Source organism: Blastococcus deserti, assembly GCF_042682525.1.
GTDB lineage: Bacteria > Actinomycetota > Actinomycetes > Mycobacteriales > Geodermatophilaceae > Blastococcus_B > Blastococcus_B deserti.
In genome coordinates, this window is record NZ_JBHUHP010000008.1 from 35,273 (window position 1) to 60,706 (window position 25,434).

The following is a 25,434-nucleotide window of genomic DNA, read 5'->3' on the forward strand; positions in this document are numbered from 1 at the left end:
GTGTGCGGGCCCGCCGCCTCGGACGCGCGCTGCATCCCCGGCGGCCGACGCGGAGGGCGCCGCATCCATGGTGCTCGGCGAAGCGGTCGCAGCCCCCGGAGGTGGCGCTCGAGGTCCTGTGCGCCAGGGGCGTCGGGTGGACGTACCCGGGCGGTTGACCAGCTGTACAGCTCGGACAGGTTGGTGCAACCAGCCAGCCGGGAGCGCCTTGGACGTGCGCCTACCGCCGCGCCGCCCGGGACGGCACTGCAGCGGGGTCCACCGGCGGTGCCGGCGCCGTCTGGCCGGCCAGTTGGCCGCGAGCGCGACATGTGAGGCGGGCCGGACAAGCAAGTCCAGGTCCTCGCCTCCTCTCGAACCGGAAGGGTTGGACTGCGAGCAGGGAGTAGTCGCGGTGGCACTCGCGTGACGCTGCAGTCGTCGCTGCAGATTCCCGGTCGGTGTGCGGCCGTGCCGTGGGGGTGCGAACTGGTGCTGCCGCGCGCCCTGGCCCATGCCGGAGCGTTTCGGGACCGGCCGGACGGATCACACACGGGCGAACCTCCGCGGAGGGTGGGTCCGACGCGACGCCGGCCTGCCATGAGGACGGCCACGCACCACCGTGCTACCGCGCAGCGACCGCCTCCGGCTGGCCGGTCCGACCAGTGAGCGCATCGGACCCCGGTCGGTCTGCGCCAGCCGGCACCGCGACCTCCGCGGGGGCCTGCGGGGGCAGCCCCGCTGCCTTGTAGGCCTCGTCGGCGTCGAGGGTCTCGGCGGCGAGCAGAGTCCGGGCGAGGCTGTCGAGGCGGTCCCGGTGCCCGGTCAGGGTGGCGTAGGCCTGCGCGTAGCACTCTTCGAGAATGCGCCGCACCTCGGCGTCGACCAGCTCCCGGGTGGCCGGCGCTGGGCCGGTGCCGTCCAGAACCAGCGGCTGTTCGGTGCGGGGATCGGGCAGCACCGAGACCGGGCCGACGGCATCGGACATGCCCCACCGGCCGACCATCTGTCGGGCGATCTTGGTGGCCTGTTCCAGGTCGTTCTCCGCACCGGTGGTGATGTCGCCGTAGACGAGATCCTCGGCGGCCCGACCGCCGAGCGCGCCGACGATCCGGCCCTGCAGGTAGCGGCGGCTGTAGCCGTAGCGGTCGGTCTCGGGGCTCTGCAGGGTGACGCCAAGCGCCATGCCGCGCGGGATGATCGAGATCTTGCGGACCGGGTCCGCGCCCGGGGTGAGCATGCCGAGCAGCGCGTGACCGGACTCGTGATAGGCGGTGCGCTCCCGCTCCTCCGGTGTCAGCAGGATCTTGCGCTCCGCGCCGAGGACCATCTTCTCCAGGGCGTCGGTGAAATCGGCCATCTGCACCCGCTCGTGATCGCGCCGCGCGGCGAGCAGCGCGGCCTCGTTGACCAGGTTGCGCAGGTCGGCGCCGACCATCCCGGGGGTGGCGGAGGCGAGCACTGCCAGATCGACGTCGTCGCCGAGCGGGACACCGCGGGTGTGCACGGCCAGGATCTGCTGACGACCGGTGGTGTCGGGCGGATTGACCATGACGCGTCGGTCGAACCGGCCGGCCCGCAGCAGCGCCGGGTCGAGGATCTCCGGGCGGTTGGTCGCCGCCATGACGACGACCCCTTCGCTGCCGTCGAACCCGTCCATCTCGGTCAGGACCTGGTTGAGGGTCTGTTCACGCTCGTCGTGCCCGCTCACGGTGGCGCCGCTGCCGCGGGCCCGGCCGATGGCATCCAGCTCGTCGATGAAGATGATCGCCGGAGCATCTTTCTTCGCCTGCTCGAACAGGTCGCGCACCCGGCTTGCGCCGACGCCGACGATCATCTCGATGAACTCGGCGGCGGAGACGGAGAAGAACGGCACCCCGGCCTCGCCGGCGACGGCGCGGGCGAGCAGCGTCTTGCCGGTGCCCGGTGGCCCGCTCAGCAGCACGCCCTTGGGGACGCGGGCGCCGAGTCGGCGGTAGCGGTCGGGGTTGCGCAGGAAGTCGACGATCTCCCGGACCTCCTCCTCCACGTCGTCGATGCCCGCGACGTCGTCGAAGGTGGTCCGCGGTCCGCCTTCCGGGCTGTAGCGGCGAGCCTTGGACCTGCTCAGTCCCATCCCGGCGCTGAGCCCGGCGCCGGCTGCTGAGCGGCGGGCCAGCCACACCAGCAGGGCGACGAGCAGGATGGTCGGGCCGAACCCGAACACGAGCTGCTGCCAGACCGGCACTCGGTCGGGCGGTTCGGCGTTGACCGTCACGTTTTCCCGCAGCAGCAGGTTCATCAGCCCGTCGTCGGCGAACGACGGCCGCTCGGTGGTGAACAGCGTCGAACTCCGCGGCTGCCCGCTCAGCGGCGGCAGCGCATCCTCGCCCGGTCGTGAGTTCTGATCGCGGGGCGGATAGGTCACCTCTTCCTCGAAGCGTCCCTCGATGGTGTCCCCGACCGTGGTGACCTCGGCGACGTTGCCGGCCTCCACCTGTTCACGGAAGACGGTGTAGGGCACGTCGAGCCGTTGTGGCGGAGCCAGCAGCAGGCCGGACAGCAGCCAGTTCACGACCAGGAGTCCGGTCAGCACGAGCCAGAAGCGGCTGCCGCCGGGGCGACGCCAGCTGTCCGCCCACCGATCGGACTCGGTGTCCGGCCGTGCGCCCTCCACCCGCCACGGGGGACCCCACCGCAGGCCCTTGCCTGCATTCTGCTCACGCTGCTCGCGCCGGTTGATCCCGGAGCCACGATCGACGACCTCTTCCTGCCGGCCGGTCACCCGTGCGCCTCCCTTCGACGCTCCGACCACTGGACGGCTGCCCCCAGCCCGAGAGCTGGGTCCCGACGGACATCCACTGTCCGCAGACGTCGATGTGGATGTGTTTGCCCAGCGGAGGGCGCCTATAACGCCTCGTCCGCGACGCCGCAACCCGACTCTCGGTCGAGCATCTGCCCAGGGGGCGGTGGACAGCCGGTCACCTGACTGCTGGTCACCTGACTGCCGGTCACCTGACTGCCGGTCACCTGACCGGTCGTGCAGCGAGCCGGCAGGGGCGCGAGCGTCCGGATCCCGACGGACCTCGATGACGCCGGCGTTCCTGCCCACGAGCAGGATGACCACCTTGACGGCCAGCGAGCCAGTGTTCGCTGAGGCCGCGGAGTCCGGCGTGGCTCACCCAGCGACCCAGGGCGGCGAGCGGGATCGACTCCGTCGTCACCCGGCCTGCCGAGCGCGACGTCCCCGTGGAGGTGAACCCGGTTGCCGAACGGCAGGAGCACCTCGTCGGGGAGCTCGAGTCCGGCCGCTCGAGCGCCGGCCGCATGCCGTCCATCCCTCACCCATCACCGGAACCGGGCACGGCTGTCGGACCGATCACCCGTTCCGATCCAGCCACTCGACCAGCACCTTCGTCACGTGCTCCGGCTGGTCGGTCATCAACAGGTGGTTCGCGTTCGGGATCATCACCAACTCGGCGCCGGGGATGCGGCCGGCGATGATGCGGCCGTTCTCCGGCGGGACGAGCGCATCCAGCTCTCCGTGTACGACGAGCGTCGGCGCGGTGATGCCCTCCATGCGGTCGTAGCCGTCCCACCGCGACGACCCGACCACCTGCGCCAGGTACCCCTCGTTCGTGGCAGCGAGCGGGAACCGCGCCGCCCAGTCCTCCTCGATGCGCGCGCGAGGTGTCTCGGGCGCGTAGTTGAAGGGGATGGAGGCCTCGGCCGCCTCCTGAGGCGTCATCTGCCCGCGCTGCATCAGCATCGCCACCGCCTGGGGGTTCATGACGGCGTGCGCGATGCCCGGGTGTGTGGCGATCAGGCACAGCGAGCGGACCCGTTCCGGGGCGGTGAGCGCGATCTCCTGGGCGATCAGGCCGCCCATCGAGATGCCGACGATGTGGGCGGTGTCCACATTCGCTGCGTCCAGCACGGCCAGGGAGTCCGCCGCCATGGTCTCGACCGTGTACGGCGCCCCGGGAACGTCACCGGTGCGGCCGGCACCCCGGTTGTCGACTCGGATGACCCGGTGGCCCTCGGCGAACGCGGGCACCAACCGGAACCACATCGCGGCCGGGTAGGCGAGCCCCATGAGCAGCAGGACGGCGGGAGCGTCCTCCGGCCCGTCGGACTCCCAGGAGATGCGGGCCGTATCAGGACGCTCGATCACCGGCACGGGTCGCTCCCTTCATCGTGAGATCTGGCGGCCTGGACCGGAGTTGTAGCTGCTCACGTGCACCCCACCTCGAAAGTCACGGTCCAGCCCCCGGAACGGCACCTGATCTCGCGAGACAGCAATTCAGTCATTCTGTGGCAAGACTTCGGCGCCGTGTGCAGCCGTGTGCGTATGTAGCGTGTCGCCCCTCGGACACCGGCTGATGCACACCTCGCCACAGCAGGCGCCCTCGGCGGAGGGGCGACGCTGCCTGATCCTTGCGCTGGCCGAGGCTCGGGCCGCCGGACTGACCGACCTCTCCCCCGTCACCACGCAGCCCCATCGGGATCGGCTCGACCGGCAGAGTCCCCGGTATGAGTCCGATACGGATGGAGAGCTCGGCATCCGCGTCCTCGACCGGATCTGCGAATCATCGTCCAGGAGCAGGGGGGTGGCCACGGCCCTCGGTGCACCGACGTCTTCCAGCAGTACACGCAGGCCGGTCTCCACGGCCGGAGCGCCGCCGACGGTCGGGCGTCGTCGACCCGCTGCCCTCCGGATGTCGATGATGACGTGGCCGCATCAGCCCTGGCCGCCGGGCGTCACCAGGCCGGTCTCGTAGCCGAAGACCACGGCTTGGACGCGGTCGCGCAGGCCGAGTTTCTGCAGGATCCGGCTCACATGCGTCTTGGTGGTCTGCTCGGCGATGAACAGCGACGCGGCGATCTCGGCGTTCGACATGCCGAGCGCCATCAGGCGCAGCACCTCCCGCTCTCGGTCGGTGAGCCCGTTGAGCGCCGAATCGCCAGCCAGCTGCCGCGGCCTCGTCTCGACGAAGTTCTCGATGAGCCGGCGGGTGATGCTCGGGGCCAGCAACGCCTCGCCGGCGGCCACCACACGCACGGCCCGCAGCAGATCCTCGGGCTCGGCGTCCTTGAGCAGGAAACCGCTGGCGCCGGCCTGCAGCGCGGCATAGATGTAATCGTCCAGGTCGAACGTCGTCAGCATCAGCACCCGCGGTGTGTGCCCCTCTGTGCGTCGCGGCCCGAGGAGGGCCCTCGTCGCGGCCAGTCCGTCAAGAACCGGCATCCTGACGTCCATCAGTACGACGTCCGGGCGGAGGCTGCGGGACCGTTCGACGCCGAGCCGACCGTTCTCCGCTTCCCCGACGACAGTGATGTCCTCCTGCGACTCCAGGATCGCGCGGATACCTACCCGGATCATCGACTGGTCGTCCACGATGAGCGTGCGGATCACTCATGGCCCCCGATCGGCAATCGCGCCACGACCCGGTAGCCGCCATCGTCGAGCGTGCCGGTCTCCACCGATCCGCCCACCAGGCGGGCCCGCTCTCGCATCCCCGGAAGTCCGAGGCCGGCGCGGCCGGACGACTCCATGGGCTGGTCCGGATGCGCACCCGCGTCGTTGACGATGGACAGGACGAGATCGGAGTCCTCGAGATCGACTCGCACCGTCGTCCGTGCGCCGGGTGCATGCCGGATGACGTTGCTCAGCGATTCCTGGACGATCCGGTAGGCGGCCCGCGCGACGGCCTCCGGAAGGACGGCCGCCTGCACGGCCTCGGCTCCGTGCATCTCGACCGGCACGCCGGCGCGGCCTGCCGAGTCCACCAGCTCCCGGAGCCTCGCCAGGTCGGGCACCGGTGCCAGCTCGGCCTCCGCACCCTCGTCGCGCAGCATGGCCAGCACGTGCCGCAATTCACGCATCGTCGACCGTGCGCCGGCAGCTATCCGCGCGAACTCGGCCTGCGTCTCCGGGTCCAGGTGGTCGAGCCGGTAGGACGCCGACGTGGCCTGCATGTGGATCACCGACATGCTGTGCGCGACGACGTCGTGCAGTTCGCGCGCGATCCGGGTCCGCTCCTCGGCCACCGCGCGCTGCCTCTGCTCGACTTCGACGTCGTGCCGGGCGGCGGCGAGTTCCTGCCGGATCTCCCTCCAACGGCGGGCCGCCAGCACGGCACCGAGCACGAGCGCCGAGAGCGCCGCGTAGACGATCATGATCGTCAGCCAGTCGCTGACGGGCCGGCTGCGGGAATCCATCTGCACGACCAGGGCGAGCAGCAGCGCGCTCGCCCACCAGGTCATCAGTGCCGCCCGCCGGCTGGTGCGGGCGGCGACCAGGCCGACGTGCGCCACCAGCGTGAACATGCCCGTCACGGTCAGCGGCCAGGTCGACCCTGAGTCGGCCGGGAGGGCGATCGCGAAGACGGTGACGGCCAGGAACTGGAGCGCGGTCGCCTCCGCGGGCCGGACCAGGATCAGGATCAGCGCAGCGCTCTGCCCGATGCCCGCGGTGACGGCGACCAGTGGCGGCACGTCGAACTCCGCGGCGGCCAACCCCACGTTGAGGGCGAGCAGCACGACTGCGAACAGGCCCGTAGCCAACCACGGGAGCAACCACGAGAGCGCCGGCCGGTCGGGACCGTGGTCCCCGTCCTGCCCGCGACGGGTCCTGACCCGTTCCCGCAGCGGGCTGAGCAGCAGCCGGTCCAGGAGCCCGGCGGTCCGCCGTAGGCGGACGACGAGGCGCTGCAGGAACAGGAGCATGGCCTGCCCACGACCGGCGGGCACCGGCGAGCCGGGCTCCTGGTTCCACCCCGAGCGCGCCGCCACCGGGCGACATTACCGAGATCATCCCCGGGGTGGCGTCCCGCTGGAGAGCTATCGCACCCCCTACCCGGCGGTTACCCGCAACGGCCCCGGAGACCGACGCCCTGGCCACGACCATGGGCAGACGCTCCGGCACATGGACCTGATCGCAGTGATCGAGCCGCTCGTGACGTCGCCGCTGCTCTACCCGGTGCTGGCGGTGCTGTGCAGCCTGGACGGCGTCCTGCCGATGATCCCGTCCGAGCCGGCGGTTCTGGCGGCCGGCGTCTTCTCCCACACCGGCACCCCGAACGTGTTGCTCGTGATCGCGGCCACGGCCGTGGGCGTCTTCATCGGGGACCACCTCGCGTACGGCCTCAGCCGCAGCGTCCTCGGCCCCCGGCTGATCGGCCGCTCCTCGCGCATCGGCGGAGCCGTCGCCGCGGCCGGCCGGCAGCTCGACCGCCGTGCCGGCCAGCTGATCATCACCTCCCGCTTCGTTCCGGGCGGTCGCGCGGCGATGAACTTCGCCTGCGGCATGGCCCGGCTGCCGCTGTCCCGCTTCAGTCCGGCCTCGGCGATCGCGGCACTTGTCTGGGCCGCATACACCGCAGGACTGGGCTTCGTGGGCGGCGCAGCGTTCGTCGAGGACCCCCTGCTCGGCCTCGCCGTCGGCCTCAGCCTGTCGCTCGCGCTCGGGAGCATCGTCCACCTGGTCCGCCGGCGGTCCCCCCGCCGCAAGGTCCGACCGCAGGGTCCGGCCGATCCCGGGCGAGCCGACACCGGCGGCACTGCCGGGCCTATCGGCCTCAGTACAGCGCCAAGGCCGTGCGGCACCGCTCGCGGTGCTCCCTGAGCTTCGGGGCCGGCCGCTCGTCGCCCAGGTGCACGCCGGAAGGCCGCCCTCCGGCCGGCTTCCCACTGCGGCCACCTACATCGAGGCCCAGGTGGGCTACGTGGCCCGAGTCCTGGCCGCCATCACCGGTGAGCCGCACTCGCTCGCGTCCGCGTGAGGACGGCTGGACATGCAACGACACTGCGCTCGGCGACGAGACCCTGTCTGCCGGTCCAGGCACGATGTGCGGATGAGCAAGCGGGCGAATCGGCGGGAGCAGTCTCCGCCGGAGGCCGAGGTCCTCGAGCCGAGTTCTGCTGGCGGCGACTACGTGGAGTGGCCGTCGGCGATTCGGGCCAGGGAGTGGGTGGACGCCGTGGGGACCCGGGGGCGCTCGCGAAGTGGCGGCGAGACCCCACCCAAGAAGCGGTTGGAGCACCTGCTGGCGTCGCCCGAGGGGGGTTCGACCTGGACCCCCACCCGCATTTCCGAACGCCTGTGCCGGGCACTGGCCGTGCCATCGCCGTGGTGAGCTTCCTGCCGGTGAGACTGCGGCGGTGACCTCGGAACGCGCGACGATACGACTCGAGCCCGCCGTCGTGACCGGCGTGCTCCACGACGGCAACATCACGCGTCATCCCGAGTCCCACTTCCTCGACCTCGTGGTCAGCGGCCAGTCGCTGAGGGCGGTCACCGCAATGCCGGGGCCGGAGCTCGTGACGGAGCTGAACCGGCCGTGGCTGCCCGGAGTGCCGGACGCCGTCGAGAAGTTCCTCGGCCGGCGTCCCGGCGACTTCCTCCCGCCAGGGCGCATCCCACTGCTGGTCTGCGCCGTGGAGGGCGACCTCGGGTGCGGACAGCTCACCACGGCCCTCGACGTGGGGGCCGCTGAGGTCACCTGGTCGGGCTTCCTCTGGGAGGACGGCATTTTCGAGCCCCGGCCGGTGGAGCACCTCGACCGGCCGGTCACGTTCGGCCGCGCTCAGTACGAAGCCGCCTTCGCTGACGCCTACGAGCGGGTAGCCGCGTTCCCCTACGACGAGCTGGCCCACCACGGCCGCCGGTTTCTCTGGCCCTGGCAGTGGGGTTGGAAGCTGCCTCGCGGCTGACGGCCCGCCGCCTCTGCAGTCCTCCGCACAGGAGTTGACCACCGTGGAGAACTCGACCACGGGGAACCTTCCCCACGTAACGGACACACGTCCCCCCTCGGACACCCACACGTTGGGCTCGCGGCGATCGCCACAGGGCCCTTCGCCGTTCGGACATGCTCACGCGAGTCGGCGGCGTACGTCACCGGTCTGATCGCACGGGGAGACGCACTGGGTGTCGACGTCACGTCGTCCTTCCCAGTAGCCCATCCGACGCCCGTCGCCGGTTGGTCGAGATGCCGGACGCGCGCACCTTGCGCCGGGAGCCGGTGCGGTACGAGGGTGTGCCCGTCGTCACCGCTCGTCGGGACGGGCGGCGGTCGTGTCGAGCTCGGGGAGAAGTGCCCGATGAGAGCTGTTCGTCTGCACCGCTACCACGAGGACCCGTCGATCGACGAGATCCCGGAACCGCAGATCACGAGCCCGCTGGACGTCGTCGTCAGGATCGGCGGCGCCGGGGTCTGCCGGACCGACCTGCACATCGTCGAGGGACAGTGGGACGCCGTTCAGCATCCCCGGCTGCCCTACGTGCTCGGGCACGAGAACGCCGGCTGGGTCCACGCGGTGGGCGACGGCGTCACCAACGTCGCGGTCGGTGACACGGTGATCCTGCATCCGCAGCCGAGCTGCGGGCTGTGCCCCGCCTGCCGCGCCGGCGACGACATGCACTGCGCCAACGCCTTCTTCCCCGGCCTGTCCGACAACGACGGCGGCATGGCCGAGTACCTGCGCACGTCGGCCCGCGCCTGCGTGAAGCTCGATCCGGGAACCGACCCCGCCGACGTCGCGGCGCTGGCGGACGCCGGGATCACCGCGTACCACGCCGTCCGCAAGGCCGTACCGCTGCTGCCCCCCGGCACGACCGCGGTCGTGCAGGGTGCCGGCGGGCTCGGGCACATCGGCATCCAGTGCCTCCGGGCCCTGACCGCGGCCCGCATCGTCGTCGTGGACCGCAACGCCGACGCGCTGAAGCTCGCCGAGCAGATCGGGGCCGACCACACCGTGCTCGCCGACGGCAACCAGGTCGAGGCGGTCGCGGAGCTCACCGGCGGGAGCGGGGCGCACGTCGTCTTCGACTACGTCGCGGAGCAGGGCGCGGAGATGGACGGCTGGAACATGACCGCGCCGGGCGGCTCCTACTTCGTCATCGGCTACGGCGGCGAGCTGCGCATCCCGACGCTGGACATCATCTCCACCGAACGGAACATCGTCGGCAACATCGTCGGCACCTACGCCGACCTGACCGAACTGATGGTGCTCGCGCAGGCCGGCAGGGTCACCCTGCACACGCAGAAGTACCCGCTTGACAAGGCGGTCGATGCCCTGCACGACCTCGACGCCGGCAAGGTCCGCGGCCGCGCCATCCTCGTGCCCTGACGCCGTTCCCGGATTTCCACACCCATGCGAGAGGTGTTCGTCCATGTACGAGAAGAATGGTGAGAAGTACTTCGTCGTCGACTCCCACATGCACTTCTGGGACGCCAGCCGGGAGAACTGGGTCGAGGGTCGCGAGGACCTGGCCAAGGGCTGGATCGACTGCTTCTACGGCTATCACAAGCTGGCCCCGGAGGAGACCCACTGGGACTGGGAGCACTACCTCAAGGTTTCCGAGGCAGACCTGATGAAGGACGTCTTCGAGGACGGGTACGTCGACAAGGCCATCTTCCAGTCGACCTACCTGAAGTACTGGTACAAGAACGGCTTCAACACCGTCGAGCAGAACGGCTCGCTGCTGGAGCGACACCCGGACAAGTTCATCGTGAACGGCCGTTTCGACCCGCGGGACGGGGAGGCGGGCATGCGACAGCTCGAGGAGGACGCGCGGCGCTGGAACCTCAGGGGCGTCAAGCTCTACACCGCCGAATGGCACGAGAACGGCTCCCGCGGCTGGAAGCTCACCGATCCGGAGTCCTACCGGTTCCTGGAGAAGTGCCGGGAGCTGGGCATCACGAACATCCACGCGCACAAGGGCCCGACGATCTGGCCGCTGAACAAGGACGCCTTCTCGATGGAGGACGTCGACCAGACCGCCACGGACTTCCCGGACCTGAACTTCATCATCGAGCACGCCGGCATTCCCCGGATCGACGACTTCGCCTACATGGCGGTCCAGGAGCCCAACGTCTACGCGGGGCTCTCGGTGGTCATCGGCGCGCACATGCACGCCCGGCCCAAGTCCTTCGCCAAGTTCATGGGTGAGTTGCTGTTCTGGGTCGGCGAGGACCGCATGACCTTCGGCAGCGACTACAACATCTGGACGCCGAAGTGGCAGGTCGAGGGCTTCGTCGACTGGCAGATGCCCGACGACGAGGCGTTCTCCGACTACCCACGGCTGACCACCGCCACCAAGAAGAAGATCCTCGGGCTCAACGCGGCCAAGCTCTACGGCATCGAGGTGCCGCCGGAGTGCCGGCTGCCCGAACCGCCGGCGATCCCGCAGCAGCAGCCAGGTGAGCAGTTGGCCGACGAGACGACGCCGGCAGGGGCGCAGGCGTGACCGAGCTCGCGAGGTCACGTGAAGGCAGAGCAGTCTGGCTCACGAGGCGTCCGAGCGCCAGCGAGGAGGGCTCGTGAGTCTCCGCGACACCGTCTGGCAGGCGCTGGGGACGGTGCTGGACCCCGAGCTCGACGAACCGATCACGGCTCTCGACTTCGTGGCCTCCTGCACCGTCTCCGGCGACGGTGTCGCGTCGGTCCACCTCCGGCTCCCGACGTTCTTCTGCGCGCCGAACTTCTCGTTCCTGATGGTCGCCGACGCCTACGACGCTGTGGCGGCGGTCGAGGGGGTGACGCGCGCGGAGGTCGTCCTGGACGACCACCATGCCTCGCCGGAGATCAACGGCGGGGTGGCCGCGCACGCCGGCTTCGTCCAGACGTTCGCGGGCGAGGCGGACGCCGAGCTCGAGGAGCTGCGCAGGTACTTCCTGGAGAAGGCCGTCCTCGCAGGGCAGGACCGGGTGGCCCGGCCCCTGGCCGATGCCGGAGTGGGCCCGGACGAGCTCGCCGGGATCACCCTGGGCGCAGCCCCTGCATCGCCCGACCTCGACCGGCTGCGCCGGCGGCGGGCCGCTCTCGGCCTTCCCGCCGGCGACGACGCGGCCCTGCTCATCCATGGCGACGGCAACCCGGTGACCGCGGCCCAGGTGCCCCTGCACCTGCGTCGCGCGCGCCTCACCCGGCTCGGCATGGAATCGAACGGCGACCTGTGCAGGAGCTTCCTCAAGACCCGGTACGCGGACACAGCCGGCATCGGTTGAAGGAACCCGTCCCCCTCACCCCTCGTACGCTCGGGGCCAGCCTCCGAACGGGGCCGCCTCAGCCGTATCGGCGCGCGACGAGCACCCGGAAGACGTTCTCCAGCCGATAACCCCCCGGCGCGGTGCGGTACGGCTCCAGCCGCTCGAGCACGGCCTCCCGCACGGCGACCGGTCCGGCGCGGCGGCCGACCGCCCGGCCGAGCGCCGAGTCGAACAGCGGGCCGAGCAGCTCGTCCTCGTCGGCGTAGTCGAAGGGGCACACCACCTCGTCGAGACGCTCGACCACCAGGCCGGCGCGCTCGGCCATCGCGCGCAGCCGGGCGGGCTCGCGCACCGGCGGGCCAGGCACCCGCCCGAGCGGCCCCAGCCAGGGAGCCAACGCCTCCCCGAGAACGCGGAGGTCGCACTCCCGTTCGCGGCCCCACACCGTCGCGGCCACCACCCCGCCCACGCGCCCCGCTCTGCCCAGCACCCCAACCGGGTCGGCCACGTGCATGAGCAGCTGCACCGCGACGACCACGTCGAACGGACCGGGCGGTGGGTCCTGCGCGTTGCGGACGAGGAAAGTCGCCTCGGGCACCTCTACGGCGGCCCGTGCCACGGCGTTCCGGTCGAGGTCGACGCCGGTCACCTGCGCGCCGCGGTCCGTGGCCGCCCGCGCGAACAGACCGTCCCCGCAGCCGAGGTCCAGCAGGGTGGTGGCCGGTCCGACCTCGGTCACGTCGAGCACGGCGGCATACAACGGGGCTGCCCACCCGCGCGGTCCCTCGCCGTCCACACGGCCGAGCGTAGGTCCGTTGCGGCTGCAGCTCGAGAGCCACTGGTCAGCCCGGCGGGGCCAGTTCCGGGTCACTCACTCCATCGACGACGACCAGATGCGCGCCCGCGTCGTCCGCATCTCGCACCGCGCCGACGTCGAGGGCCGGTGCACAGCTGGACACCAGCGAAGATCGACTCGCCCGTGAGAGTCGTGTGCATATCTACCGTGTCGCCCCTCCACCACCGAGTTGAACCCTCACGGTCGCTACGGCCGCTCGGCCCTTCTCCAGGGTGTCGGAACGTCCGCTCGATCACCGAAGGACCACATCGTCCCGCTGAGTCCTCGATGTGGGTTCCCGCTGTGTCGGTCAGCGTCCTGGAGACCGTGACGCCAGGCGCGCCGGTTGCGCCACCGCAGTCGTCCATCACGGCGAGGCCCGCACGAATCGCTGCCCATCGAAACGCCAGCGCACGGTGAGGGGCACGGAGGGCCCGCTGGCGTGGAAGTCGTCCGGCCCGTAGGCCTGCATGTCCGCGACGATCTCGCCGTCCTGGACCGACAGCCCCGCTGGGTCGTACACAGGCGGCAGAAGCACGTTCTCGCGCAGCGTCCGCGGGCTGGGGAGGGTGCCCAGCAGGCGACCGGTCGATGAGAAGACCTGGACCTCCTGCACGATGCCGTTGGACGGCTGCGGCGAGCAGTCCAGCAGGACGACGGCGTCGGGCGCACCGTCGCCGTCCACGTCACCGCTGGCCCGGGCAGTGACCCGGACGTCGTAGTGCTCGTAGTGCGGGGGTCGACTGCCGTCGGCAGGGACGCGCGCGCTCCCGTCGACGACGGTCGCGGGGAAGCCATCGGGGACGATGCCGTCGCAGGTCACCACGTACGTCCTGTTCAGCCAGTCGGCCGCTGCTCCCGCGGGAGTGTGGGCTGCACCGGTCCGCTGGGCCGAGGCGCACCCGGGCAGCAGCAGGCAGAACAGGGCGACGACCGCGCGGCCGCGGGGCACCGCTGTTCCGGACCCGCTCCGCGCCGTGGACATCGCCGATCACCTCGCCCTCGACGGACAGCACCGACGGGTCCCTGTCGTGACGCGAGCGTCCCACCGGCTCCGCCCGCCGTGCATGGACGGAGCGGCCCGCCGGCCGTGCCGGGCGAGCCGGTGCACCCGCCCAGCCGGGTGACTGCGGACGGTGAGGGGCCGTGGACGGTGAGGGGCCTGACCCACTCCGCGGTCGGACGCCGGGCTGGCTGACCCAGAGGGAGCCGGCGACCAGGCGACTCCCCGCCACCCTCGCTGTCGACATCGCGAGTCGCTGATCGAGGCGCCCGAGATCCGCCACCTGGAACAGCGGTGGGTTCAGTCGGCGTGCACCAGCGCTGCGTGCATCGGGTCGGCGTAGTGCTCGGCGAACAGCCGCGCCACCAGCTCGCCGCGGCTGCCCACGCCGACCTTGTCGAAGATCGTCTTCAGGTAGTCGCGCACCGTGTGCGCCGACAGGTAGAGGTCCGCGGCGATCTCGGGCGTGGAGAGGCCGCGGGCGATGCCCCGCACCACGTCCCGCTCCCGCGGCGTGAGCCCGTAGGCCTCGATGATGATCGGCGCGACGTCCGAGCTCGTGGCCGGCTCTACGACGACGGCCACCGCCTCGTCACCGGCGCCGGCCAGCACGGAGGCGTGCAGCACCAGCCAGCGGCCGCGCGCGTCGCGCTGCCGGAAGCGGGCCGGTCCGGGGTCGCGGCCGGCGGCGACCGCCCGGGCACGGGTGAGAAGTGGGTAGGCCGGGAAGGGAAGCCGCAGGCCGCTGCCGACCGGGTCGCCGCGCATCACGTCCACCCAGTTGTCGCCGGGCAGGGTGCCGTACGCACGGCGGAGCCAGTCGGCCGCGGCGGCGTTGGCCGAGAGCAGCACGTCATCCCGGTCGAAGACGAGCAGGCCGGGCTCGGCGGCCGATACCGGCCATGGGGCGGCACTGGTGGCGGCCTGCATCCGCAGCGCCGCGCCGACGGGCGCCGAAAGTGCCCTGATCAGGTTGACCTCGTCCGCCCCGAACGACGGCCGGCCCTCGGCGCGGAAGAAGTCGGCCATCCCCCACGTGGAGTCGCCGGTGCGGAAGACGACGCGCAGCTCGTCGTCGAGACCCTGGGGCCGGTTGAAGGACCGGTAGCGGCCGCTGCGCATCGGCGTCCCGCCGGTGACGCCGTGCAGTGCGCCGGCCGGCACGGGAGCGCGGGCGAGATCGCGGAACAGCAGGGCGTCCTGGGCGTGGAACTCGCCGTGCCAGTAGGGCTGGCAGAAGCTGTCGAGCAGGTCTCCCTCGACCCGGGCCGGGGCGGTGGGCAGCAGCGTGCCGGGGTCGACGCCGAACCACATGGCGGCGTCGTAGTCGACGACCCGGCGCACCTCCTCGCTGACGAGGCGCAGCAGGTCATCGGCGTCGGTCGCCCGTGCCGCCGCCTGGCCGACACGGGTGACGGTGCGATCCACCGTCGACCTGCCCATGGGCAGACGGTAAACCCGGCGCCCACCGACGCACACCCCCTCACTTGTGGGGGTCAGCTGGCGCAGATCCGTCGTCGTGCGGGGATGTGACGCAGGCTCGCTCTCCGCAGGCTTCGCGGCGAACGTCCCAGCCGACCGAGGAGCCCGCCGTGCCCATCCCCCCTGTCCCGCCCACCGAGCCCGTGCCCGTCGCCGCGGACACCTGGCTGATCCCCAACCTGGCGCCCGGCGAGCCCGGCACGTACGTGCCGGTGAACGCGATGCTGATCCGCGGCGCCGAACCGGTCGTCGTCGACACCGGTGCACCGATCCACCGGGAGCTGTGGCTGGAGAAGGTCTTCGGCCTGGTGGACCCGGAGGACGTGCGCTGGATCTTCCTGTCGCACGACGACGGCGACCACACCGGCGGCCTGCACGACGCCCTGGCGCTGTGCCCGAACGCGACGCTGGTCACCAACGCGTTCGGCACCGAGCGGCTCAACCTCGAGCGCCCGCTGCCCCTGGACCGGCTGCGCTGGCTGGAGCCTGGCGACGCCTTCGACGCCGGCGATCGGCGGTTGCGGCTGGTGCTGCCGCCGATCTTCGACGGCCCCACCACGCGCGGTCTGTTCGACGAGCGGACCGGCGCACTCTGGGCGGTCGACTCGTTCGCCGCGCTGACCACCGGCGCCGTCCACACCCGCGACGAGCTGCCGGCCGAGCTCTACGACGAGACGTTCAAGCTCTTCAACAGCCTCATCTCGCCCTGGCACGAGTGGCTGGACGTCGACCGGTACGGCCGGCACGTCGACTCGGTCGCCGCTCTGCGGCCTTCGGTGGTGGCCTCCGCGCACGGTCCGCTGCTGACCGGTGGGTACATCGATGACGCCTTCGCCCGGGTGCGCGCGCTGGCCGGGCAGCCCCGGCTGATGCTGCCCGGCCAGCCCTCCCTCGACGAGTTCGTCGACGCCGCGATCGCCGCGGCGCCAGCTGGTCTCACCCCCGCCTGATCCGACCGACACACCCTGGGAGCCCGTCATGAGCACCGTCCTGTCCCCCGCCCCCGTCGCCCCCGGAGCCGGGGAGGTCCACCTGCGTCCGATGCGCCCGGACGACACCGCCGAGGCGGCGCGAATCATGTTCGAGGCGTTCGCCGGCATCGCCGACCGGCACGGCTTCCCCCGTGACTTCACCCCCGAGTCGGCCCGTCAGCTGGTTGACGCGTTCCAGCCGCACCCGTCGATCTGGGCGGTCGTGGCCGAGCGTGACGGCCGCGTGGTCGGCTCCAACTTCCTCGACGTGCGCAGCCCCGTTGCCGGCGTCGGCCCGATCACCGTCGACCCGGACGCCCAGGCCTCCGGCGTCGGCCGGTTGCTCATGGGCGCCGTCCTCGACCGGGCTGCCGCCACACCCGGAACGGAGGGGGTCCGGCTGCTGCAGGACTCCTTCAACACCGCGTCGCTCGCGCTGTACGCGTCACTGGGGTTCGTGGCCACCGACCCGGTAGCGCTGATGGGCGGTCGGCCGACGACCGCACCGTTCCCCAGGGTGGAGGTCCGACCGCTGACCGAGGAAGACGTCGACGCCTGCGCACGGCTGCACCAGGCGGTGCACGGTTACGAGCGGACGGCGGAGCTTCGCGACGCCATGGCCGCGCCGCACCTGCAGCCGCTGGTCGCCGTGCGCGCAGGCCGCGTCGTGGCCTACGCCACGACGCTGCACGCCTTCGGCGCGGCCCACGCGGTCGCCGAGACGGAGGACGACCTGGCCGCCCTCATCGCCGGGGGTCTGGCCGCGACCGACGCGGAGGCGTCGTTCTTGCTACCCGTCCGCCAACACATCCTGTTCCGCTGGTGCCTGGCCGCGGGACTCCGGGTCATCAAGCCGATGACATACATGGCGTACGGGCCGTACCGCCGACCCGAGGGTGCCTGGCTGCCCTCGGTACTGTCCTGACCGGTGTGGCCGCATGCACCACGCCCGGGGGCTCGCGGACGGCATGGCTCGGGCACGGCGGGCCGGCTCGGCCTGGCACCGGACCGCTGTGCTCGACCACCGTCGGGGTCGCCACGCAGTGCATGCCGAAGCACAGCGCCGACGAGGCACACACCCGCCCGAGCGCCTCGCAGACCGCAGCCAGACCCCTGGACCCAGTCCGGCAGCTCCGGAGGAACGCCGGCCCGGATCACGTCGATCGGCCACACGCCGGCGTCTGTCCGCTCCACCAGGGGCCGCGCGATTCTCTCGGCCACCTCGGTGGCGCGCCCCGTTGCCTCCGCGACGCTCGCCGGAGCCGCCATCGTCACGATCGCGCAGCTCAGGGTCGTCCTCAGCGCCGTATGGCCGCCGATGCGCCGTCGCACAGGGCAGCCGGTGGTTCAGCCTTCCCGGCAGATGCACCCGTGACGAAGGCGCCCTGGGCGAGCGCGTGACCGTGACAGCATGGCGCTCGTCGACGACGGGAGACCCGCATGCACCGCTCGGACTGGGAAGGTGTCCTGGGCGTCGTCGCTCCCGCGGCGCTGGAGTACCTGGACTCGCTGCCGACCCGGCGGGTCCACCCCCGAGCAGACCATCCGGAGGTCAAGGCGGCACTGGACCATCCGCTCACGGACGACGGCCTCGACCCCGTGCAGGTGGTGTCCGAGCTCGCGCGTGACCTCACGCCCTACGTCACCGCCCATGCCAGCGGGCGGTTCTTCGGGTTCGTCATCGGGGGCCTGCACCCGGCATCGTGGGGCGCCGAACTCCTGGTCTCCACGTGGGACCAGAACGCGGGGCTGTTCCCCCCCACGCCGGGCGTCGCCGTCGCGGAGGAGCTGGCGGCGCAGTGGCTGATCGACCTGCTGCACCTTCCGGCGGAGAGCTCGGTCGGCTTCGTCACGGGCGGGCAGATGGCAAACTTCACCTGCCTGGCGGCAGCCCGCGACGAAGTGCTCCGCCAGACCGGGTGGGACGTCGAGGCCGACGGTCTGATCGGTTCGCCGGGGGTCACGGTCGTCCTCAAGGAGGGCGTGCACTCCACCGTGGTGCGGGCTCTGCGCTTCCTCGGGCTCGGCGAGCGGTCGGCTGTTCTGGTGCCCTGCGACGACCAGGACAGGGTCCTCCCCCAGGCGCTCGAGCGCACGCTGCAGTCGGTGTCGGGGCCCACGATCATCGCGGTGGAGTGCGGGAACGTGAACACCGGCGCGTTCGACGATTTCGACGCGGTCGCCGATCTGGCAGACCGCCACCGAGCGGCGGGCAATCCGACGTGGGTGCATGTCGATGGAGCGGTGATGCTGCTCGCGGCCGCGGCGCCCAGCATGTCCCGGCACGTGAGAGGTCTCGACCGGATGGACTCCTGGTCCACGGACGGCCACAAGCTGCTCAACGTCGCCTACGACTGCGGGGTGGCGATCTGCCGGAATCCCGCTGCGCACAGGGCGGCGATGAGCGTGCAGGCCAGCTACCTCGAGCAGGGCACCGGCGCCCGCGACCCGATGGACTGGAACCCCGAGTTCTCCCGCCGCGCCCGCGCTGTCGGCGTCTACGCCACCCTGCGTTCTCTCGGGCGATCGGGGGTTGCCGCACTCGTCGACCGCACCGTCTCCCTCGCTCAGCGGTTCGCACAGGCCCTGGAGGTGAGCGACCGTGCGCAGATCGTCAACGAGGTCGTGTCGAACCAGGTGCTCGTTCGCTGGCTGGCCCCGGACGGCGATCACGGGCGGCGAGCCGACGCCGTGATGGCGGGCGTCCGTGCCGAGGGACTCGCCTTCTTCAGCGGGACCACCTACCGCGGCGAACGTCTCATGCGCATCTCCGTGTCGGATTGGGCCACGGACACCGACGATGTCGACCGCGTCGCCGAGGCGCTGCTCCGACATGCTGAGCAGGAGGACATCTGACCGCCTCCTCGGTGCTCGTCCCCCGGCTGATGCTGGGTCCTCGCCGCTCGGCTGTGGGCTGAAGTCCGAGTTCGGCTGCCGACCACGTCGTCCGCTGGCAACCGGCCGCGGGCCTCGACCCTCGGTGTCCGCGCCAGCGCACCCGAGCCTCATGACCGGTGGCCCACCGGCTCTCGAAGGGGAGTACGGCATCGTGCTGCTGGCGCTTCTCGGGATGGTCCTCGGGAGTGCTGCGCTGCTGCGCGCACGGCACCGTCCTCGCGAGGTGGCCCGTTGACCAGTGCGGGAGCGACTGCCCCGTGAGCCCGTGGGCCGCCTTCCTGCGGGCGCGGGGGCCGCTGAGCGGTCGGGGCAAGGTGATGAGCGCGGGCGACGCATGCCTCGCCGGCTACGCCACGTCCGCGCTCACCACCCTGAGTCCGGCCTCAGTCGCCGGTCTCCCTGAACCGGCCCTCGACGGCGTCCGCCACCTCACGGCCGATCCGCAGGCCGTCGTCCATCGCGTCCCGGAAATGGATCCCGAGCCAGATGCGGGCGTTGGTGACGTCGTTCAGCCACACCCGCTCCGACGAGTAGTGCCGGGTCGTGACGACCAGCCCGGGCACGGTGGACTCGATGGTCAGGTCCACACGTCCGAAGAGTTCCGCCAAGGCGTGGGCCGTACCCGCGCTGACGCAGGCATGGCCACTGGGGTACTCCGGATACGGCGGACTCGGACGGAGCGGCGTCCAGGCGGGATCGGGCGTGGTGGCGGGGTTGCCGTCGGTGTCGGCCCGCTGGATCGCCGTCTCCGGACGCCAGTAGTCGTGGGTGTACTTCTCGCGCCAACAGGCGATGAGCGCATCGGCGCCGGCCGCGTTGACCGCCCCGAACATCCGGGCCGTATCCACGATGTCGAGGGCCCTCCGAGTGGCGAGGTCGCGCATCGCGTCCTGGTACTGACGCACCGGGTTGTCGCTGAAGAACAGCGCCAGGTCGGTCTGGGCAGCGGAGCGGCGGGACCCTGTTGCCGCGCCCATCGTCTGGACCTCCTCGACGTCCGCGGCGTAGGCGGCGCTCGTCAGCACGTCCGGGCCTTCCCGGCCGAACCGAGCGGCGGACGTGATGACCACCGGCCGGGTGAAGCCCAGCCACGGGGCGAGGAACTCGCCGCTGGCCGTCGGCACCCACATTCCCGGAGGCGGTGCGGGAGGCCGCGACAACGTGATCGGCGCGTCCCGGCGATCACCGACACGCGACGCGATGAGCGCCGCCGCCGCGTCGCGCCCCACGCGTAGTCCCTGTGCCCGTCCGACACTGTTGGGCACGTCGGCGAGCCAGGCGTTGTAGTCGGAGTCGACTGCCGGCTTGGACGCGGGGAAGTACTGCACCAGGACGTCGTGGGCGGCCGTCGCTGCGGCGACGTCGGACGACGCATGGCCGTGCGGACGCGGTGGTTGGCGGAGTGTCGGTGCTCCGCCGCCCTCGATCGTCACGACCGCGTTGTAGACGGCGGTGGAGACCAGAGCCAGGTAGAGCTGCGCGACGGGCGGCGGCTTCTGCCCCTCGACGCTGATCGTCCGGAAGGCGATCGAGTTCCAGGAGAGCACGACCCCGGGGTCCCTGGTGGCCCTGGGAACGGCCGGCTGGGCCACTCCCACCGACATCGTGCTGAGCAGTAGGGCGGCGACCACGATGAAGCCGCTCCGGCGGAATGCTGTGGGTGTTCGAACCATGGTGTCTCTCCGATCTCTCCGACGGCCCTCCGCCGAGGGGGCGCGGCTGATGCACCGCGGGGATCCCCCTCCGTGCGTGCGGGCTGTGCCACGTAGGCGCCGGGATCGGGCTGGCGACCGCTGGAAATCGGCCAGCACTTGCACCGGCTGCCGCGGCGCAGCGACTGTCCGGAACCGGCCGTTGTCGGCAGAATCCGGTAGTGCTGTTCGTCGGCCGGGCTCGGGCCCTGTCCCGGCTGCTCGCGGCGGTCGAGGACGCGGCGGCGGGGTACGCCCAGCTCGTCCTCGTCAGCGGCGAGGCCGGGATGGGCAAGACGGCGCTGGTCCGGGTCGCGGCCGCCCGCAGCGGGCTGGTCGTCGGCTGGGGCACCTGCGTCGAGGCGGAGCGAACGCCGGCGTTCTGGCCGTGGAGCTGCGCGCTGCGCGGGGTGCTCGGCACGCTGAGTCCCGCCGAGTCCGCTGAGCTGACGCGGATCGACACCCCCGAGCTGGCTCGGCTGCTCCCGGAACTCGCCGACGACGGCGCGGCCACCGACGTCGACGGTCTGCTGGACACCGACGCGGCGAGGTTGCGGCTGTTCGACGGCGTCGCGCGGTTCCTGGAACGGCTGGCCCGCCGCCGCCCGGTCTTCCTCGTCCTCGATGACCTGCAGTGGGCCGACGGGTCGTCGCTGGAGCTGCTGGAGTACGTCACCCGGTCGGCGCGACCGGTCCCGCTGGTGATCGTGGGGGCTTACCGGCACGACGAGCTCGCCGCTGATACGGAGCGCGTGCTGGCCACCATCGCCGTCCGGGGCGAGCTGGTGCAGTTGCACGGGTTGTCGTCGGACGAGGTGTTCGCCCTGGTGGCAGGCGCCGTGGGTGACGACGCAGCCCTGCGGTGGGCGGTCGAGGTGCACCGGCGCACGGACGGCCATCCGTTCCTGGCCCGCCACCTCGCCGAGCTGCTTGCTCACCCTGCCGGGGCGGCGGGATCGGTGCCGGCGGCTGCGCACGACCTCGCCGTCCGTCGCGTGGAGCGGCTCTCTCCAGGCTGCCGTGAGCTGGTCCAGGCCGCCGCGGTGGCCGGCAACGAGCTGAAGCCCGACGTGCTCGCCGAGGTGTGCGCTGTCGATCTTCCTCGGGCGACGGCGCTGATCGCGGAGGGGGTCCGCGCCGGCGTCCTGGTCACGAGCTCGGACGGCGAGCGCACATTCCTGGCGCACGACCTGTTCCGCGAGGCGCTCTATTCACGGCTGCCCATCCAGCGACGCATGGCTCTGCACCAGGCGATCGCCCGCGCACTCGAGCACCGCCATGAACGCGGCAGCGCCGTCGAACCGGCCGAGCTGGCCCGGCACTGCGCCGCCGCGGTGCCGTTGGACGGCGCTGACCGGGCGATCCGCTGGGCCAGGTCCGCCGCGGCAGCGGAGCGGGCCCGGCTGGGCTTCGCCGAGGCGGCCGCACACCTCGCCCGGGCCCGCCGCGCGGTCGAGGACTCCGGGCATGCCGACGTCGGCGGTGCGCTGATCGATCTGCTCGTCGAAGAGGCGGACGCCCGTGCCCGCAGTGGTGATCCGCCCGCAGCGCACGCCCTGCTGGACGACGCCGCGCGCCGGGCGACCGTCCTTCGCGACGCCGAACGGTTGGGGCGGGTCGCCCTGGGCGTGCAGCAGCTCGGCGGCCGGTTCTCCATGCCCCACGACGCCATCGTCGAGCTGCTCGAGGCGGCCCGGAGAGCGCTGGACGGGACCGGCGCGCTGATGGAGGCGCGGGTCACCGCCAGCCTGGCCCGCGAGCTGACCCACTCCGTCCCACGAGACCGCGACCTGGCGCGACCGCTGTCGGAGCGGGCCCTCGCCCTCGCCCGCGAGCACGACGACGACGCCACGCTAGCCGCGTGCCTGCTGGCCCGCCACGACGTGCTATGGGTCCCTGGCCGCGCTCGCGAGCGGATCGAGGTGGCCAGCGAGATCGTCTCGCTGGCGCAGCGGATGGGCGACGAGGAGCGCCAGGCCGAGGGCCTGCTCCTCCTGGCCACGGCCCAGCTCGAGGACGGCTCCGCGGCGTACCGGGCGACGGTCACCCAGTACCTCGCCCTGGCCGAGGGCTTCGGTCAGCCGCGCCACGACTACATGGCGCTGACCCGGCGCGCGGCACTTGCGCTGATCGACGGCCGCCTCGACGAGGCGGAGGACCTGATCGACCGCGCCGGCGAGCTGGGCGAACAGATCTCGGAGCCGGACACCATCAACGTGCGCACGGGGCAGCGCCTGGCGCTGGCGTGGGCACGGGGCGAGCCGAAGCTGCTCCGCACCGTCGCAGAGGAGGCGATCCGCTGCTGGGTCGGGGTTCCTCTGCACGCGCACGCCGTCGCCGCCGGGTTGCTTGCCCTGGCCGACGAGCCGGACGACCTCGACGCCGCACGCCGCGCCCTGGAGACGGTCGTGGCGAACGACAGCTGGCGCGCGGACCGGTCCTACCTGTGGTCGTTGTTCATGGGCGGGATGGCAACCGCCGCGGTCCGCCTCGGGGACCGCGCGTTGTGCGGGCAACTGCTCGACGACCTGCGACCGTTCACCGGCACCGGGGGCATCGGCGGTTCGCTGGTCTGCTACATGGGCAGCAATGCGCTCTGGGCCGGCATCGTGGCCGATGCGCTGGGACGGACCGAGGAAGCCCTCCGCTGGCTGGAGGAATCCCTCGTCGTGCACCGCCGGGTCGGCGCCGCAGTCTGGGAGGCGGAGAGCCATCTCCAGCTCGCCGCGATCGGGGCCCCCGGCGACCACGCCGAGCGCGCCGCCCGGCTGGCTGGTGAGCTCGGGCTCAAGCGGGTTCTCGCCCATCCGTGGGCCGGGGTCGATGCGGTGTCATCGACCGTGGCAGACGGTCCGGTCGCCGAGCTGTGCCGGGACGGCGAGATGTGGCGGGTCCGCTTCGGCTCGGTGTCGGCCCACCTCCGCGACTCCAAGGGGCTGGCCGACCTGCACACCCTGCTCACGCGACCCGGGACCGACGTCCACGTCCTCGAACTGGCCGGCGCAGGCCACGTCGAACGGGACACCGGGACGCTGCTGGACGGCGCCGCGCGAACCGCCTTTCGCCGCCGCCTGGATGAGCTGGAGTCCGACCTGGCCGCCGCGCGGGACGACGGCGACCTGGGACGGGTCCAACGGCTCGACCAGGAACGGGCCGCGCTCATCGCCGAGCTGCGCCGGGCGGCCGGCCTGGCGGGGCGCGCGCGGTCGCTCGGCTCCAGCACCACGGAACGGGCCCGCAAGACGGTGACGTCCCGGCTGCGGGAGGCGATCCACCGGATCGACACGGTGCTCCCCGAGCTCGGAACACACTTGGATCGCTCCGTCATCACGGGCACCACGTGCCGGTACGAACCGACGCCCGGGATCACCTGGAAGCTCTGGTAGAGGTCCTCGGCCGCCGGCCTCACGTGCGCACGCTGGTCATCGCCCCGTCCACGCGGAGGAACGTGCCCGTCCTCGAGGCGGCCAGCGGGCAGGCGAGCGGCTGAGACACCGACGCGCGACCGCGTACACAGGTTGCGCGCGCTGGCGAAGCGGTCGAGCGCTTCGGTGGCAACGACCTCCTGGAGACCGCGATCGACCAGGTCAGCCCCGAGCCGGGCAAGCACTCACAGGAGATCCGCGGGTTCCGAGTTCTCGAGCTGGGGCACGAGAACGGCAGCCAGCTGCTCGACCAGGGCGTCGACCTGCCCCGTTGGACCGATCGAGCTCGTGGTCAGGAACTCCAGGACCACGGTCACCTCGGAGCTGACCTCTACCGGGTAGCCACAGGCCGCCCTCAATCCTGACGCGATGGCGGCGCGGGCCCGCGGTAGGTGGACGTTGTCGGACAGCGGCTCGATGACAACCGGTGCACGCCTGCAGATCACCTGGCCAGGCAGACCCTGCCCAGGTACCAGGGGCGACAACCCGGTGGCGTGGACGAACGGGGCGAACCGGCCCGTGGGCGGCGCCAAGGACCAGATGCGGCTCGGCAGGATCTGGCTCGTGCCGGTGCAGCTGACGTACACGTGGCCCACCTCGAAGCCGGCCGCCCGGCGGATGTGATCCACGGCGGCGGCGAGCCCGGCGTATCCGCTGCGTCGTCCACGGGACGCGGCAGCCACCGACGCGACACCCTCGGCAACGGTGCTGGGTGGGATGGAACGCGGCGGCAGAGCCACCTCCCCCGCGAGGTCGGCAACGCCGACGCCAGGCTGTGCACCACCGGACCGGACGAATCGTGGACGCACGGTGCGCCTCCCCCAAGGACGTGGAAGAACAACCTATGCGGGGATGGACGGGAGGATGCAGTGCCGGAAGTCCCCCCGCGGGCGTTGATCGACGATCTGGACAAGGGTGGAGTCCCCCGCCTGGCGATCCTCCCCACGTCCGAGACCAGACCATCGCCGAGCGTGGGTCGACCACGGCGCCGCAACCGGTGAACTTCCACGGCCGGGTGGCCACGGCGGTTCATGTCGTCGATGACTACGTGGACGGCCCCTTGTGGCTCGAGCGTCCACGGGACCCGTGCCGCCCCGCATCCGCCGACACCTCACTGGGACGGCGTCCCGGCGACGGCGCGCCCGATCGGCGGCCGGGCGGACCCTCACGTCCGCGAG

General features: G+C 71.9%; 18 protein-coding genes. 9 read left to right on the forward strand and 9 right to left on the reverse strand.

Going from position 1 to position 25,434, the window contains the following annotated elements:
- Positions 1 to 604 precede the first annotated feature (604 nt).
- From ftsH to ACFSHS_RS07485, 4 genes are all read right to left on the reverse strand, one after another.
- Positions 605 to 2,743 carry an ATP-dependent zinc metalloprotease FtsH gene (gene ftsH, locus ACFSHS_RS07470; RefSeq protein WP_376873675.1) on the reverse strand — a complete coding sequence of 713 codons (2,139 nt, stop codon included), beginning with the start codon at positions 2,741 to 2,743 and terminating at the stop codon, positions 605 to 607.
- A 594-nt stretch (positions 2,744 to 3,337) separates the two neighbouring features.
- Complete coding sequence (locus tag ACFSHS_RS07475) at positions 3,338 to 4,138, reverse strand: alpha/beta fold hydrolase (RefSeq protein ID WP_376873677.1); 801 nt, start codon at positions 4,136 to 4,138, stop codon at positions 3,338 to 3,340.
- Between the two features lie 561 nt (positions 4,139 to 4,699).
- The gene (locus ACFSHS_RS07480; RefSeq protein ID WP_376873679.1) at positions 4,700 to 5,374 is read right to left on the reverse strand and encodes a response regulator; all 675 of its coding nucleotides are present in this window, start codon (positions 5,372 to 5,374) and stop codon (positions 4,700 to 4,702) included.
- Entirely contained in the window at positions 5,371 to 6,753 is a 1,383-nt protein-coding gene (locus tag ACFSHS_RS07485) for a sensor histidine kinase (protein ID WP_376873681.1), read from the reverse strand. Before ACFSHS_RS07485 ends, ACFSHS_RS07480 begins: the two co-directional genes overlap by 4 nt.
- A gap of 133 nt (positions 6,754 to 6,886) precedes the next feature.
- Here ACFSHS_RS07485 and ACFSHS_RS07490 point away from each other — a divergent pair, with 133 nt between their 5' ends.
- The 5 genes from ACFSHS_RS07490 (at position 6,887) to ACFSHS_RS07510 (ending at position 11,969) form a co-directional block, all read left to right on the forward strand.
- Positions 6,887 to 7,585: a DedA family protein gene (locus ACFSHS_RS07490; RefSeq protein WP_376873683.1), complete on the forward strand. Its 699-nt coding sequence runs from the start codon at positions 6,887 to 6,889 to the stop codon at positions 7,583 to 7,585.
- 536 nt (positions 7,586 to 8,121) lie between these two features.
- The gene (locus ACFSHS_RS07495; RefSeq protein WP_376873685.1) at positions 8,122 to 8,673 is read left to right on the forward strand and encodes a hypothetical protein; all 552 of its coding nucleotides are present in this window, start codon (positions 8,122 to 8,124) and stop codon (positions 8,671 to 8,673) included.
- 387 nt (positions 8,674 to 9,060) lie between these two features.
- Positions 9,061 to 10,089: an NAD(P)-dependent alcohol dehydrogenase gene (locus ACFSHS_RS07500; RefSeq protein ID WP_376873687.1), complete on the forward strand. Its 1,029-nt coding sequence runs from the start codon at positions 9,061 to 9,063 to the stop codon at positions 10,087 to 10,089.
- Between the two features lie 43 nt (positions 10,090 to 10,132).
- Positions 10,133 to 11,209 (forward strand): amidohydrolase family protein, encoded by a 1,077-nt coding sequence (locus ACFSHS_RS07505; protein ID WP_376873689.1) that lies wholly within the window; start codon positions 10,133 to 10,135, stop codon positions 11,207 to 11,209.
- Between the two features lie 73 nt (positions 11,210 to 11,282).
- A complete protein-coding gene (locus ACFSHS_RS07510; RefSeq protein WP_376873691.1) occupies positions 11,283 to 11,969 on the forward strand; it encodes an iron-sulfur cluster assembly protein in 687 nt (228 codons plus the stop codon).
- Positions 11,970 to 12,027: 58 nt separating this feature from the next.
- Here the strand turns inward: ACFSHS_RS07510 and ACFSHS_RS07515 are convergent, their stop codons facing one another.
- The 3 genes from ACFSHS_RS07515 to ACFSHS_RS07525 form a co-directional block, all read right to left on the reverse strand.
- Entirely contained in the window at positions 12,028 to 12,747 is a 720-nt protein-coding gene (locus ACFSHS_RS07515; protein ID WP_376873693.1) for a class I SAM-dependent methyltransferase, read from the reverse strand.
- Between the two features lie 406 nt (positions 12,748 to 13,153).
- Positions 13,154 to 13,771 (reverse strand): hypothetical protein, encoded by a 618-nt coding sequence (locus tag ACFSHS_RS07520; RefSeq protein WP_376873695.1) that lies wholly within the window; start codon positions 13,769 to 13,771, stop codon positions 13,154 to 13,156.
- Between the two features lie 318 nt (positions 13,772 to 14,089).
- Entirely contained in the window at positions 14,090 to 15,232 is a 1,143-nt protein-coding gene (locus ACFSHS_RS07525) for a helix-turn-helix transcriptional regulator (RefSeq protein WP_376873697.1), read from the reverse strand.
- A 149-nt stretch (positions 15,233 to 15,381) separates the two neighbouring features.
- Between ACFSHS_RS07525 and ACFSHS_RS07530 the strand changes: the two genes are divergently transcribed.
- The 3 genes from ACFSHS_RS07530 (at position 15,382) to ACFSHS_RS07540 (ending at position 19,098) form a co-directional block, all read left to right on the forward strand.
- Positions 15,382 to 16,221: an MBL fold metallo-hydrolase gene (locus tag ACFSHS_RS07530; RefSeq protein ID WP_376873699.1), complete on the forward strand. Its 840-nt coding sequence runs from the start codon at positions 15,382 to 15,384 to the stop codon at positions 16,219 to 16,221.
- 28 nt (positions 16,222 to 16,249) lie between these two features.
- Positions 16,250 to 17,167 (forward strand): GNAT family N-acetyltransferase, encoded by a 918-nt coding sequence (locus tag ACFSHS_RS07535; RefSeq protein WP_376873701.1) that lies wholly within the window; start codon positions 16,250 to 16,252, stop codon positions 17,165 to 17,167.
- A 515-nt stretch (positions 17,168 to 17,682) separates the two neighbouring features.
- Entirely contained in the window at positions 17,683 to 19,098 is a 1,416-nt protein-coding gene (locus ACFSHS_RS07540) for a pyridoxal phosphate-dependent decarboxylase family protein (protein WP_376873703.1), read from the forward strand.
- A 425-nt stretch (positions 19,099 to 19,523) separates the two neighbouring features.
- Here the strand turns inward: ACFSHS_RS07540 and ACFSHS_RS07545 are convergent, their stop codons facing one another.
- Complete coding sequence (locus ACFSHS_RS07545; protein ID WP_376873705.1) at positions 19,524 to 20,813, reverse strand: vanadium-dependent haloperoxidase; 1,290 nt, start codon at positions 20,811 to 20,813, stop codon at positions 19,524 to 19,526.
- 200 nt (positions 20,814 to 21,013) lie between these two features.
- On the opposite strand from ACFSHS_RS07545, the gene ACFSHS_RS07550 reads away from it, so the two are divergent.
- Positions 21,014 to 24,217 carry an ATP-binding protein gene (locus ACFSHS_RS07550; RefSeq protein WP_376873707.1) on the forward strand — a complete coding sequence of 1,068 codons (3,204 nt, stop codon included), beginning with the start codon at positions 21,014 to 21,016 and terminating at the stop codon, positions 24,215 to 24,217.
- A 224-nt stretch (positions 24,218 to 24,441) separates the two neighbouring features.
- Here the strand turns inward: ACFSHS_RS07550 and ACFSHS_RS07555 are convergent, their stop codons facing one another.
- Complete coding sequence (locus tag ACFSHS_RS07555) at positions 24,442 to 24,939, reverse strand: hypothetical protein (protein ID WP_376873709.1); 498 nt, start codon at positions 24,937 to 24,939, stop codon at positions 24,442 to 24,444.
- Positions 24,940 to 25,434 lie beyond the last annotated feature (495 nt).